Below are 14,062 nucleotides of genomic sequence, written 5' to 3' on the forward strand. Positions count from 1 at the left end.
CCCATTTCAAATTCAAAACCGAATAAATATTAGGTACTTGTACCAAGGAAGGGGGAAGGGCTCCGCTCTGGACCCATTATAAATTCAAAATTCCATTTTTGGAAAATTCTCATTTCTAAAGTCTCTAAAATTCTATTTACCCATTTTAAATTCAAAACATTATTTTTCAAGGCTCTTTATTATTCTAAAAATTTAGATTAATCTTTAATAAGCCGTTTCAGTAATTATTACTAACAACAAACTTTGTTATTTCACTTTCTAAATCTAAAAACCTTCTATCAGTTATGTCTCTTTCTTCTTCTCTTAGTTTTACTTCAAATGTTTTCAGTATCTTAGAAGGACGGTTAGACAAAATTATTATTTTATCTGCCAAAAATATAGCTTCTTTTATATCGTGTGTAACCATCAACATTGAAAACCTATCTTTAAGCCACAATTTTTTTATATCTTTCATAATCGACAATTTAATCTTCAAATCTAAAGAACTAAACGGTTCATCCATGATTAAAAGTTGAGGTTCTACTAATAACGCTCTTGCTAAATTTACTCTTTGCTTCATACCACCACTTAATTTGGATGGAAGAATAGATTTGAAACTGCTTAAACCCATCATGTTGATAATCTCGTTTATTTTCTTTTCATCTTCTCGAATTAACTTCAAATTGTCAAAAACATTTCTCCATGGTAATAACCTTGGTTCTTGAAAAACATAACCTATTTTTTCAACAAAGATATCAACTTTTCCCGTGTTATACATTTCTAATCCAGAAATAATTCTAAAAAAGGTTGTTTTGCCACAACCTGACGGGCCTACTAAAACTATTCTTTCACCATCTTTTATTTGAAGATTCCAATTATCTATTACTAAAAGTTTATCAAAACTTTTAGATAAATTGCTAACAATTAGTACATTTCCCAACGTGTTAACATCCTTCGTGAAAAAATTTTAAACAAACGCTCTGTAGTTATTCCAAAAACAACTGCCAATAAGGTTATTGCATAGATTCTTGGTACATCTACATATTGTCTTGCCCAAGCAAGTTCTACACCTAAACCATTTCCGCCTACAAGAAATTCTGAAACGAGAACAACTTTCCATACGTTTCCAATAGATATTTCTATTGCTGCAATTATAAAAGGAACAATTGAAGCCAAATATACATGCCTAAAAATTTTTTTGGGAGATACTTTATACAAATGAACCATTTCAATGAGTTTTCCATCTGTGTTTTTTATACCAGAAGCCGTGCTAAAAACAATATTTGGTAATATAGATAACGTACTTATAAAGATCGGACCTTTCCAACCTATTCCCCATAGAAATACAACAAACGCAAGCCAAGAAACTACAGGCATAGCTTGTATCACCATGATCATAGGCCTAAAAAGATCATAAACAAATTCACTTAATCCCATTAAAAATCCTAATACAATTCCAAAAGCTGTTCCTATGACCAAAACTACAATGGTTTTCCATAATGTATCCCACAATGCTTTATACACCCTGGGAGTTCTTAATTGCTGAAAAAGACTGATTAAAACTTCATGTGGCATGGGTAAAACAAAATTAGAACTTATAATTAAAGATAATAAGAACCAAATCAGAAAAATCATCAAAATACCATAAAAAGTTTTCATTTAGCGTAAAAATCTCCATCAGGTAAAATGGGTACTCCTTCAGGGTAAAACTCATGCATAGTTGACAAGAAATTTTCAACTTCTTTTTTACATTCTTCTATAGATATGTATTCAAACTTCAATCTTTTCATAGATTCTTTTAAAACAGGAATAGGTATAGTTAAATATTGGTTTGTTATCTTTAAAGAGTCGTCCAAATTTTCATTTGCCCATTTAACACTTTGAGCAAAAGCTTTTTCAACAGACATAGATACATCAGGATTTTCATCTATAAATTCTTTTTTTACAAACAATCCGGCGATAGGTAGCCCGTATTTAGAACCTGAAACTTTGTTCCATTCTTGCTGAAAATTAAGTACAATTTTTCCATTTGTCCCAGTTATTGCCAAAGTTGAAAAAGGCTCTGGCAAAGCTGCGTATTGTATTTTACCGGCTTTAAAAAGGGAAACTATCTCTTGAGGAGGAAGATAAGAAAATTTCACATCTTTATCTGGAACTAAGCCATTTTGAACTAACAAATATCTTAATAACACATCAACTGTTTGACCTCTTCCATGCGGTGAATAAACTTCTTTTCCTTTTAAACTTTTTATATTATTAAACTCAGAAGTTCCATCATTTATTAAATAGAAAGCCTCCCATTCATGTACACCCAACAATACTATTTTCATACCTTGAGTGTACAAATTAGCTCCAACAGTTATGGGAAGAACAGCAAAATCAGCTTTATTAGAAGCTAACAATGCAACAGCTTCGCTGTTATCTTTCCATAAACTTACATTTATTTCTACTTCTTCTTGAACTCTATTTTCCATTAACCCTGTAACAGGTATAACAGTTGGACCAAGAGGGTTTATAAGATTAACAGAAAACAATGATATTATCAAAAAAGAGAAGAAAGAAAGAAGCATAGTTTTTTTCATATTTTTTAATTCCTCCTTTATTTTTTTATCTTTATTTTTTTATCTTTACTCACTTTAGAAATTTCAGAATCCTCTTCGGTACTTGTACCGAGGCAGAAGAGAGGGCTCCGCCCTGGACCCGCTATAAATTCAAAACCGAACAGATATTCGGTACTTGTACCGAGGCAGGAGAGAGGGCTCCGCCCTGGACCCGTTATAAATTCAAAACCGAACAGATATTCGGACTTGTATCGACGGAGAAGAGAGGGCTCCGCCCTGGACCCGCTATAAATTCAAAACCGAACAAATATTCGGTACTTGTACCGAGGCAGGGGAGAGGGCTCCGCCATTCCCCTTCCACGAAGGAGTAAATGTAATAGAAATTCCCCTCACCAGAGGGGTGGCTGCGACGTTCTTTGTCGCAGACAGGGTAGTTTAACCGTTATAAATTTCATTCTCTGAAATTTTCCATTTCTAAAGTCCCTATTTTTTCATAATAACTTTAAAAAGTTGATAAATTTATCAACTATAAAACAATATTTAATAACTCTTTATTAAAGATAACTACTGGTACATACTATAAATTTATGAACCTTTTTATCAACACTATTATCAACTTATATGTTCATAATTTTTTTATCAACCTATAAATTTGATAACTATGTTCATATGAAAGTTGATTGTTCTTGTTATGAACCAAAAATTTTATCAATATCAAAAATTTTTTCTTTTGAACTTTCAGGTTGATAAGTTGTTTATAAAAAAGTGAGACTTTTCGACACAAATTTTTCTGATTTATCCTACAACTTACATAATTTTCAACTATCAACATCATCCTATCACTACTACTACCATATAAATAATAAGATAAAAGATAAAAATCATAATCAACAAAGTTGATTATAAAAATTATTTACCTCTGCCAAAGTAGGCATAGCATTAGCAGCTCCTTGCCTCGTAGCAACTAAAGCAGCACATTTATTAGCAAAGTCAGCAATATTTCCTAACTCCTTCAAATCAACCATCATAAGTTCTTTCTTAGAAAAACCACCTAATTTAAATAATATTGCAGCCATAAAAGAATCTCCACATCCAACAGTATCAACTACCTTAACTCTATAACCATCTACTTTTAACTTTTCTCCTTGCTTATAAACGATAGAACCCTTATTTCCAAGAGTTACGAAAACAACGGATTTTTTATCAATTTCAAGGAGTTTTAAAGCTTCTTCAATATTATTCTCTTTGGTTATATAAAAAAGATCATCGTCACTCATCTTTAAAATATTAACTTTCGAAATTATATTTTTCACAAGATTGAAATAAGACTTCTCATCTTTTATCATAGATTTTCTTATGTTTGGATCAAAAGAAGTTAAAAAATTAGGTGAATTAAGTTTTTCAAACAAATTGTAAAGTGTAGAAGAGGTAGGTGCTTCTAAAAGTGCAATAGATCCAAAGTGAAAAAGCGAAAATCTATTAAAGTCCATCTTTTCTACATCTTCCATTCTTAAATTGACATCAGCAGCATTATCTCTATAAAATTGATATTCAGCTTTTCCATTTTCATCAACTGCTGCAAAAGCTAATGTCGTTTTTAAACCATCTTCAGACAATATACAATCAGTTTTAACTCCATTTTCTACTAAATAATTAAAAAGAGATTTACCAAATTCATCAGTTCCTATTTTAGTTAAAAAAGATACCTCTGCACCAAGCTTTGATAATCCTATAGCTACATTAAACGGAGATCCCCCAGGTCTTTTCTCAAATAAATCACTTTCTCCTAAACCTTTATTAGGAGATTTAGATATAAAATCATAAAGGATTTCTCCTGCACACAGTATGCCCATCTTTCCCTCCTCAGTCCGCAATTATTTCTTCTATTTTCAAATAAATATCCTCACTTAATTCCCAATCTCCAGCTTCTATATTTTCAAGTACATGCTTTTCATTTTTCGAACCTGCTATTACTGTACTCACCTCTTTATGATATAAAAGCCAATTTATAGCAATTTGAGATAAAGATCTTCCGATTCTATTAGATAATATTTTGAGTTTCTCTACTTTTTCAATATTTTTTAAGAAAAGATCCCTATTTCTAAATATTTCATCCATAGCTCTTGGATCATTTTTTGATGGAACAAAATCTTTTGAAATCTTTCCCGTAAGTAATCCCTTTGCCAAAGGGCTATAAGGAATAACTGTTAAATTATATCTTCTAACCACTGGAAATAACTTTCTTTCAACGTCTCTTACCAACATATTGTAATAATCCTGCGTTGAAACTATATCTACATATTTAATAAGGGTTTCTATTTGGCCTTCACTAAAATTCGACACTCCTATATATCGCGCTTTTTTACTTTCCAAAATTATTTGCAAAGCTTCTGCTGTTTCTTCAAGAGGTGTATTAGGATCCGGCCAGTGCAATTGATAAAGATCTATGTAGTCAGTGTTAAGCCTTTTTAAAGAATCATCTATTTCCTTTAAAACTCTGTCCTTTTTTAAATTGTTACGTATTCTTCCTTTACTATCCCATTCTAAGCCGCATTTAGTAGCTATATAAATTTTCTCCCTATTTTTTCCTTTTAAAAATTCACCTACAGCTTCTTCAGATTTTCCTAAACCATAAGCAGGAGCTGTATCGAAAAAATTAACTCCATTATCATAAGCCAAATTAAGTATTTTTAAGGCATTTTCTTTTTCAATAGGTCCCCAATTACCTCCCAATTCCCAAGCTCCCAAACCGACTACAGATACATTCATATCAGTTTTACCAAATTGCTTGTATCTCATATAAATCCTCCTTCCAAAATTTTATACTCACTTTAGAAATTAAAAAAACTACATTTTATATATGTTTCAGTTTTAAATTTACTCAAAAATACTTCTCTACTTCTAATCCTTACTAATTCTTAATTTTTTAACTTTTTCTGAAAAATTTTTTAGAGATCACAATGCTTTTATATTAATTATACTACAAGCTGCAACCAATTTAAGTGTAAGAAAACAAAATTTGTAAAATAATAACCTTGTGATAAAATAGAAAAGTATTCTTAATTAATAATAAAAATAACAATAACAAAAAGAAAGAAGTGAATTAATTTGAATTATAAAATAATAATCATATTATTTTTGTTTGGTTGTTTAGGAATAAATATTTTTTCAGAAACTTTGAATGTGATATTGGGATATTACTATCCGGATGTCTATATAAAAGAAGGCGAAATAACTGGATTCGCAGTAGAACTACTGAAAGAAATTGAGAATGATTCTACCTTAAAGTTTGATATAGTAGTAAAAAATTGGGGAGAAGCTTACAGTGATTTTATCTCTTCAGATTATTATGATCTAATAGGTTTAATTGTCCCTAATAAAGAAAGAAAAAACCAACTAAAATTTTACAAAAACATAATTACTATTACTCCATTTGTTATGACGTTATACGACAACAACTATAGCTATGATGAATTAAAAAAATTCAGTGTAGGAGTATTACGTGAAAGTTTTCTGCTTGATGTTTTACAAAGGGAAGGCTTTGAAGACATAAAAATATTTGAAACAAATGAAGAGATAATAGATGAACTATTAAGAAACGAAATAAGTTCCGCCGCTTTAGAAGATGAAAGAATTGTGAATAGTTATCTTATATTGCACGATCTTCACCCACATATTAGATATGTGAAGATATTTGATTCATATCCACTTACATTTGGTTCAAAAAAAGAAAACGAAAAGCCGGCTTTAAATGTATTTGAAGATGCATTAAAAAAGGTATTAAAGTCAGAAGATTATAAATTATTAACACAAAAATGGATGGGCATAGCTTCTACGTTAGCTTTAGAACAACAAAAGATGTTAAGTGAAAGGCTCATACTTTTTATTATCTGTCTAAGTATTCTTTTCATAATTTTGGTAATCCTTTATCAACGTAATAAAAATATATTAAAAGTACTTAAAAATACTAATCTGAAATTGAATGATTCATATAACGAAATAAGTTCACTCAACAAAAAAAATGAAATCTTAAATCAAAAACTAACAAAAATGTACAAAATATTTTATGATTTTACGAAAGATTACGATACCACAACAATTTTAAATGGAATTATAGAAGAATTGGTCAATATGATACCCGAAGCTGATTGTGGTTCCATAGGTGTTGTTAGGGGTGATCAATGGAAAATAATAGCTGCTCATGGATTTCCAGACGAAATTTACAACTTTACCCTTCCTTTTGAAAACGTAATAAAAGTGGGTAGTCATGTTAAAGAAGTGAAAAATTTATCTTCTCATAATATTAATATACCTAATTCTCAAAAAGACATACTTAAAAAAGTCGGAGCATATGAAATTAAAAATAGTCTTTTTATGGATTTGCGAGATAGTCAAAAATTTGTTGGAAATATTTCTGTGAGCACTAAAGTAAACATAGAATTCTCAGAGTCATCAAAACAGATAATGGAAATTTTTGCGAGGTTAATTGAGATTTTCATGGATTTAAAATTAAAAGAGAAAGAAGCTATAGATGCGTATAATTACTCTTTAACAAAATTAACGATAGTTGCTGAAAGATTTGATTCAGAAACATCTGATCATATGAACAGGATTTGTGACATTAGTTATGCATTAGCTAAAAAATTAGGGCTTGATGAAGAATTTTCTCAGAAAATAAAAACTTATGCTTATTATCATGATATTGGAAAGATTTTAATTCCTATAGAAATTTTAAAAAAAACAGGGAAGCTAAATCCTTCTGAGTGGGAAATAATAAAGAAACATCCAGAATATGGAGCAGATATTATAGGAAATGCGGAAATCTTAAAAGTTGCAAAAAATATTGCATTATATCATCACGAAAGATATGATGGAAATGGTTATCCTTATGGTTTAAAAGGAGAAGAAATTCCAATTGAAGCAAGAATCGTGTCCTTGGTAGATGTCTACGATGCCTTAAGAAGTGAAAGACCATATAAAAGGTCTTTATCTCACATAGAAAGTATTAATATAATTTTAAATGGAGATGATAGAACAACCCCTGCACAATTTGATCCTGAAATTTTAAAAGTTTTTATTGAAGTAGTTGAAAAGTTTAAAAATAGGTATTAATTTTTTTGCTTTTATGTAAAAAACAAAGAAAAAGTGAGAAAACGGAAGAAAAAACGAGAAAAAACGAGATTTTTTAATATAATCAAGAATAATTGTGTTTAATTAAAGATAATCGACTATAATCGGATTTTTTGGTTCTTGCTACTTTAAAAGATAAGTGTTATCATAATATTGAATTAGCACTCTTAACTTTTAATTGCTAAAAATAATAAAAATATTTATAAAAATAAAAAAGGGGGTATTCATAAATGACAGTGAAACCATTAGGAAATAGGCTTTTGATAAAACCTATAACAGAAGAAAAAAAGACAGAAGGTGGGATCGTTTTACCAGATTCAGCAAAAGAAAAACCTCAAAAAGCTGAAGTAATACAGATTGGGAAATTAGAAGATGATTATGATTTGAAAATTGGAGATAAAGTTATTTTCTCCAAATATGCCGGGACAGAGATAAAGATTGAAGACGAAGATTATATTATTATAGATGTCGACGATGTACTTGCAAAAGTAGAAGAATAATAAATAGGAGGTGCTAAAAATATGGCAAAAATGTTAAAATTTAATGAAGAAGCGAGAAGATCTTTAGAAAAAGGCGTTAATACTGTTGCAGATGCAGTAAAAATAACGTTAGGTCCAAAAGGAAGAAATGTTGTATTAGAAAAAAGTTGGGGTTCTCCAACAATAACCAATGACGGTGTTTCAATAGCAAAGGAAATTGAGCTTAAAGATAAATTTGAAGCATTAGGTGCAGAATTAGTCAAAGAGGTTGCTTCTAAGACTAACGATATTGCTGGCGACGGAACAACAACAGCAACTGTTTTAGCTCAAGCTATGATAAAAGAAGGCTTAAAAAATGTTGCGGCAGGAACAAATCCAATATTAATGAAAAATGGTATTGCTAAAGCAACTGATAAGGCTGTAGATCAAATCAGAAAAGGCAGTAGAAAACTTTCTAGTAAAGAAGATATTGCTCACGTTGCTTCCATTTCCGCCAATAGCGAGGAAATTGGAAATATAATAGCTGAAGCTATGGATAAAGTAGGAGAAGACGGAGTTATTACTGTAGAAGATTCAAAAACATTAGAAACTTATGTAGAATTTACTGAAGGTATGCAATTTGATAGAGGTTATATTTCTCCTTATTTTGTAACGAATACTGAAAAGATGGAAGCAGAAATGAAAGAACCATATATTCTTATAACTGATAGAAAGATTTCTGCTGTTAAACCTTTAGTTCCTATCTTAGAAAAGGTTGCTCAAGGTGGCAAACCATTAGTAATAATAGCAGAAGATGTTGAAGGAGAAGCTCTATCAACATTAGTGCTTAATAAATTAAGAGGAACTTTAGAATCTGTAGCAGTAAAAGCTCCAGGATTTGGAGACAGAAGAAAAGAAATGTTAAGAGACATTGCTATTTTAACTGGTGGAACGGTTATTTCAGAAGAAGTAGGGCTTAATCTTGAAGACGTAACAATAAACGATTTAGGTCAAGCAGATGTAGTAAGAGTAGGAAAAGATGATACAATAATCGTTGGAGGAAAAGGAAATTCTGAAGATATTAAAGAAAGAATAAAACAAATAAAAGCTCAAATTGAAAATACAACTTCTGATTATGAAAAAGAAACCTTACAAGAAAGATTAGCAAAATTATCAGGTGGGGTAGCTGTTATTAAAGTTGGAGCTGCTACAGAAACAGAATTAAAAGAGAAGAAACATAGAATAGAAGATGCATTATCTGCAACAAGAGCAGCTGTAGAAGAAGGTATAGTAGCTGGTGGAGGAGTAACTTTATTAAGAGCTAAAAAAGCCGTAGAAGATTTCGCTAATACCTTGGCTGGTGATGAAAAGATTGGAGCACATGTAGTTGCAAAATCTTTAGATGCTCCTATAAAACAAATATTAATAAACGCTGGATTAGAACCAGCTATTGTTATTGAAAGAATATTAGAAAACGATGATGCAACTTATGGTTTTGATGTTCTAAAAGAAAGATACATAAATATGTTTGAAGCAGGTATAATTGATCCTACAAAAGTTACAAGAAGTGCTTTACAAAACGCAGCATCAATTGCATCGATGCTTCTTACGACAGAAGTTCTTGTTGTTGAAGAACCTAAAGAAGAAAAAGCGCCTGAAATGCCGGCAAATCCTGATATGTATTAAAATAATAAATAATATTAAAACAAAACGTGTCATCAAAATGATGACACGTTTTTTATGTGCGCCCGGCATGTGCATAAACTATAGGGTGTAAGTCCCGAACCCCGAAGGCAGAAGTAGAGGTTAGCCAAGAGCAAGGGTGTCCGTGGTGATGCGGAATCTGAAGGAAGCTGGAGGCAAAACACCGGTTCGAGGAACACGAATCTCATATAAGGCTAGGTATGATTGAGTGAGTTTGCATAACAAAACAAAGCTCTTTCTGTCGAAGGTCATATCAAGTAAATGAGGCGAATAGATGGTGTGAAAGTGTATGCACTTACCCGGGGAGGTCTGATAGAAACGTGAAGTATCCTTCATAACCTACTTGGTGACAAGTAGTTGAACTATCAGAAGTCAGCAGAGGTCATAGTATTAGTTGGTTTAGAACAACTAAGAAGGACTGAACAATGAAGAGAGAATAGCCCTTGGCATTCAGTGAGTCATGATGAACACAGAAAACGTAGTACCTCACTTGAGGAAGGAAGCGGTGAATTCCGTGGAGGACCTCATGGAGGGTGGAGTGATTACTGGCATAAAGAGACAAGCTATTCACGGAAGGAGAATAACGATGCTTTTGAATGAAATTCTGTCACGGGAGAATATGCTTCAAGCCTTAAAGCGTGTAGAACAGAATAAAGGAAGCCATGGAGTAGATATGATGCCCGTACAAAACCTACGTCAGCACATAGTCGAAAATTGGCAAACGATTAAAGAAGCGATTTTCAAGGGAACTTATGAGCCAATGCCAGTTCGTAGAGTTGAAATCCCGAAACCCGACGGCGGTGTTCGGTTATTAGGTATCCCTACTGTGACAGATCGATTGATTCAACAAGCAATAGGTCAAGTACTTTCAAAGGTGTATGACCCTACATTCTGTGAGAACAGCTACGGGTTTCGACCAAACCGAAGTGCCCATGATGCTGTAAAGAAAGCGAAAGAATATATAAGAGAAGGATATCGCTGGGTCGTAGATATGGACTTGGAGAAATTCTTTGATAAGGTCAACCATGACAGATTAATAGGCACGCTCGCAAAGAGAATCCAAGACAAACCATTATTGAAACTGATTCGTAAGTATTTACAATCGGGTGTCATGATAAATGGCGTGGTATCAAGCACAACAGAAGGAACACCGCAAGGAGGACCATTAAGTCCACTACTATCTAACATTGTACTAGATGAATTAGATAAAGAATTGGAAATAAGAGGACACAAATTCGTTCGGTATGCGGATGACTGTAACATTTACGTGAAAAGTAAGCGAGCAGGACTTCGCACTATGACGAGTATTCAACGATTCATTGAAGGAAAACTACGACTGAAAGTAAATGAAAAGAAATCAGCGGTCGACCGTCCATGGAAACGTAAATTTTTAGGATTCAGTTTTACCTCCCATAAAGAACCAAAGGTTCGCATCGCAAAGGAAAGCCTTAAAAGAATGAAGAATAAAGTTCGTAAAATTACATCACGTAAGAAGCCTTATCCAATGGGATATCGCATTCAGAAATTGAATCAATATTTGATGGGATGGTGTGGATACTTCGCATTAGCAGATACCAAATCTATTTTCAGAGAGTTAGATGGATGGATTCGAAGAAGACTGCGAACATGTCTGTGGAAAAACTGGAAGAAACCGAAAACAAAGATACGCAACCTTATTCAACTTGGCGTACCACAATGGAAAGCTTATGAATGGGGAAATACTCGGAAGAGTTATTGGCGTATTTCGAAAAGTCCAATCTTACATAGAACCCTTGGCAACTCCTATTGGAGAAACCAAGGGCTGAAAAGTATAGAAGCTCGTTATGAAGACTTGCGTCAGTTATCTTAATTGAACCGCCGTATACGGAACCGTACGTACGGTGGTGTGAGAGGACGGGAGTTAATCACTCCCTCCTACTCGATGTGCGCCCGGCATGTGCATAAACTATAGGGTGTAAGTCCCGAACCGCGAAGACAGAAGTAGAGGTTAGCCAAGAGCAAGGGTGTCCGTGGTGATGCGGAATCTGAAGGAAGCTGGAGGCAAAACACCGGTTCGAGGAACACGAATCTCATATAAGGCTAGGTATGATTGAGTGAGTTTGCATAACAAAACAAAGCTCTTTCTGTCGAAGGTCATATCAAGTAAATGAGGCGAATAGATGGTGTGAAAGTGTATGCACTTACCCGGGGAGGTCTGATAGAAACGTGAAGTATCCTTCATAACCTGTAAAAGTCAATACCATAGTGTACAAAAAATGGAAAATAATAATGTACAAAAAATAGAATTAAGAATTAGAAACGTTTGAAAACAAATCCAGCTTTTCTTTTAATCTGTAAGATTCTCCTTTTATTGAAATCACATGTGAATGGTGTAAAAGTCTGTCTAAAATAGCTTGTGCTAACATAGGAGAACCAAATATTTCCTGCCAATCAGAAAAAGGTGTATTTGTAGTTATTATCGTACTATGTTTTTCGTATCTTTCTGAAATCAATTGAAAAAATAGGTTAGAACTGTCATTATCTATTGGCAAATATCCTATCTCATCTATTACAAGTACTTTGTATTTTGCAAAATGTTTTAGTCTTGTTTGTAGTCTATTTTCTAATAATGCCTTTTTTAGTTGTGACATTAAGTCATAGAAATTGATAAAATATGTTGAATATCTGTGCTTTGCACATTCTATTGCGATTGAAACTGCTAAATGTGTCTTACCTACACCACATAATCACCCCTCATAGAGATTGGAGAAAAATGGGGGAAGTAAAGAGTACAGGCAAAAGCTCAAATACCAGGTTAGTTGTGCCGAGAATAAGACGCTTGAGAACCAAATAAGGGGAGAGTTGAGGGGAAATTAAGGAAATGATAAAATAAAATAAGGGGTGAGAATATGAAAAAGAAAATGGGTTCAAAAGTACAAAAAATCTAATTATGATGACTCTGTGTTTAAAACCAAAAAAGGTAGAACTAAGTCTATGATTTCTGATTATTCTAAGATTCCTCCTATCATTTATGAATCAGCAGGTACAGATAGGTCGGATGATTACAACAATTCTAATGATTCTGTTTATCTTAAAAGGAAACTCGATTATTATGAAAAGATACTTCTTGAAAAAGAATTACAGCTGAGAATAGTAAGAGATGAACTTGAACTTTTAAAAAAAAATATGAACCACAAGTGAATTGTACAAATATTGGTAAATTGATTCTTATTATTAAATACAGAAATTATGGTGTATGCCTGAGTTATCTTCTGGATTATTTTCATATGAGTTCAAGCTCTTTTTACTTCAAAACAAGGTTGTTCTTTGTTGTTGAGACTATCAAGGCTAAACCAAAACAAAAAAGATTCGTAGGATTCTCTTATACTATCAATGGTCAAATAGTTGAGGATGAACGCATTAAAGAGATTATAATCTCCATATATGAAAACAACAATCCAAACGATCCAACTTTTTACTTTAAATCTCTTGGAGATAAGAAGTTATCTGTTGTCTTTAAGAACCAACTTGGAATAATTGTTAACCACAAAAAGATTTACAGAATAAGAAAAGAATTAGGTGTTGTTAGAGCTTACAGAAACCATTTCAAACATCCAAAGAAAAGACCAAATAATCATGAAATAGATGCTCCCAATAGATTCTGGGAAGGAGATATTAAATTTATTCCCACAACGAAAGATGGCTTTGTTCCCATACTGGATATTATTGATGCTTTTGATAAGACGATTGTTTCTTCACAGATAGGACATTCAAGTAAATCAAAAGATTTTATCAAAACTGTTTACAACGGTATTTCATACAGAAAAGCTGACCCTAAAAAACTCATAATAAGAACAGACAATGGTCCCCAATTTAAATCAAAAGCAACCAAATCATTCATGGATGAAATGGAAATAACTCATGAGTTTGGATACAAAAACAATCCTAATTCACAAGCATTCATTGAATCACATCATTCAAGCCTTGAAAGAGAGTTTGTTCAACTAAATTCTTTTGAAAATATTGAAGATGTTTTTCAAGCTTACAACGCATATATGTTCTTTTATCATAACTTAAGACCACATGGTTCTTTGAATTATATGGCACCGAGTGAATTTAGTAGAATCTTTTCTGATGATAATAATTGTTTTAATTTCGAAACTATTTTTGTGAAAAAATGAGATTTCCTTATTTATTCTCCAATAACAGGGGGTAAGGCCAAAGCTTCTAATAATATACTCACAAGAAAGA

11 protein-coding genes and 1 pseudogene are annotated in these 14,062 nt (G+C 32.3%); 6 read left to right on the plus strand and 6 right to left on the minus strand.

Annotated elements, in window-relative coordinates; translation table 11 throughout:
- Nucleotides 1-217: 217 nt before the first annotated feature.
- The 5 genes from X924_RS03600 to X924_RS03620 form a co-directional block, all read right to left on the minus strand.
- The gene (locus X924_RS03600; RefSeq protein WP_121957582.1) at nucleotides 218-919 is read right to left on the minus strand and encodes an ABC transporter ATP-binding protein; all 702 of its coding nucleotides are present in this window, start codon (nucleotides 917-919) and stop codon (nucleotides 218-220) included.
- Nucleotides 904-1,638, minus strand: coding sequence for an ABC transporter permease (locus X924_RS03605; RefSeq protein ID WP_121957583.1), 735 nt, complete (start codon nucleotides 1,636-1,638; stop codon nucleotides 904-906). Before X924_RS03605 ends, X924_RS03600 begins: the two co-directional genes overlap by 16 nt.
- Nucleotides 1,635-2,561 (minus strand): ABC transporter substrate-binding protein, encoded by a 927-nt coding sequence (locus X924_RS03610; protein ID WP_121957584.1) that lies wholly within the window; start codon nucleotides 2,559-2,561, stop codon nucleotides 1,635-1,637. Before X924_RS03610 ends, X924_RS03605 begins: the two co-directional genes overlap by 4 nt.
- A gap of 866 nt (nucleotides 2,562-3,427) precedes the next feature.
- Nucleotides 3,428-4,393, minus strand: a complete 966-nt coding sequence (locus X924_RS03615) for a carbohydrate kinase (protein ID WP_121957585.1) — start codon at nucleotides 4,391-4,393, stop codon at nucleotides 3,428-3,430.
- Nucleotides 4,394-4,403: 10 nt separating this feature from the next.
- On the minus strand, nucleotides 4,404-5,339 hold the full coding sequence (locus X924_RS03620) for an aldo/keto reductase (protein ID WP_121957586.1): 936 nt from the start codon (nucleotides 5,337-5,339) through the stop codon (nucleotides 4,404-4,406).
- Between the two features lie 309 nt (nucleotides 5,340-5,648).
- On the opposite strand from X924_RS03620, the gene X924_RS03625 reads away from it, so the two are divergent.
- The 4 genes from X924_RS03625 to ltrA all read left to right on the plus strand — a co-directional run bounded on the left by X924_RS03625 (nucleotide 5,649) and on the right by ltrA (nucleotide 11,681).
- A complete protein-coding gene (locus tag X924_RS03625) occupies nucleotides 5,649-7,652 on the plus strand; it encodes an HD domain-containing phosphohydrolase (protein ID WP_121957587.1) in 2,004 nt (667 codons plus the stop codon).
- Between the two features lie 248 nt (nucleotides 7,653-7,900).
- Nucleotides 7,901-8,170, plus strand: coding sequence for a co-chaperone GroES (gene groES, locus X924_RS03630; RefSeq protein WP_121957588.1), 270 nt, complete (start codon nucleotides 7,901-7,903; stop codon nucleotides 8,168-8,170).
- Nucleotides 8,171-8,191: 21 nt separating this feature from the next.
- Nucleotides 8,192-9,814 carry a chaperonin GroEL gene (gene groL, locus X924_RS03635; protein ID WP_121957589.1) on the plus strand — a complete coding sequence of 541 codons (1,623 nt, stop codon included), beginning with the start codon at nucleotides 8,192-8,194 and terminating at the stop codon, nucleotides 9,812-9,814.
- A gap of 604 nt (nucleotides 9,815-10,418) precedes the next feature.
- The gene (gene ltrA, locus X924_RS03640; protein WP_121957594.1) at nucleotides 10,419-11,681 is read left to right on the plus strand and encodes a group II intron reverse transcriptase/maturase; all 1,263 of its coding nucleotides are present in this window, start codon (nucleotides 10,419-10,421) and stop codon (nucleotides 11,679-11,681) included.
- Between the two features lie 436 nt (nucleotides 11,682-12,117).
- Here ltrA and X924_RS03650 read toward each other — a convergent pair.
- A pseudogene (locus X924_RS03650) lies at nucleotides 12,118-12,552 on the minus strand (ATP-binding protein); the annotation flags it as partial.
- Nucleotides 12,553-12,772: 220 nt separating this feature from the next.
- Here X924_RS03650 and X924_RS03655 point away from each other — a divergent pair.
- Nucleotides 12,773-13,012 (plus strand): hypothetical protein, encoded by a 240-nt coding sequence (locus X924_RS03655; RefSeq protein ID WP_146255663.1) that lies wholly within the window; start codon nucleotides 12,773-12,775, stop codon nucleotides 13,010-13,012.
- Nucleotides 13,009-13,992: an IS3 family transposase gene (locus tag X924_RS03660; protein WP_255398011.1), complete on the plus strand. Its 984-nt coding sequence runs from the start codon at nucleotides 13,009-13,011 to the stop codon at nucleotides 13,990-13,992. Before X924_RS03655 ends, X924_RS03660 begins: the two co-directional genes overlap by 4 nt.
- Nucleotides 13,993-14,062 lie beyond the last annotated feature (70 nt).

The organism is Petrotoga sp. 9PWA.NaAc.5.4 (assembly GCF_002895485.1).
In the GTDB taxonomy this organism is placed as follows: Bacteria; Thermotogota; Thermotogae; order Petrotogales; family Petrotogaceae; genus AZRK01.

Coding starts and splice junctions, on each gene's coding strand:
- X924_RS03605 (WP_121957583.1), bottom strand. CDS start 1,638: ATGAAAACTTTTTATGGTATTTTGATGATTTTTCTGATTTGGTTCTTA.
- X924_RS03610 (WP_121957584.1), bottom strand. CDS start 2,561: ATGAAAAAAACTATGCTTCTTTCTTTCTTCTCTTTTTTGATAATATCA.
- X924_RS03620 (WP_121957586.1), bottom strand. CDS start 5,339: ATGAGATACAAGCAATTTGGTAAAACTGATATGAATGTATCTGTAGTC.
- groES (WP_121957588.1), top strand. CDS start 7,901: ATGACAGTGAAACCATTAGGAAATAGGCTTTTGATAAAACCTATAACA.
- X924_RS03615 (WP_121957585.1), bottom strand. CDS start 4,393: ATGGGCATACTGTGTGCAGGAGAAATCCTTTATGATTTTATATCTAAA.
- groL (WP_121957589.1), top strand. CDS start 8,192: ATGGCAAAAATGTTAAAATTTAATGAAGAAGCGAGAAGATCTTTAGAA.
- ltrA (WP_121957594.1), top strand. CDS start 10,419: ATGCTTTTGAATGAAATTCTGTCACGGGAGAATATGCTTCAAGCCTTA.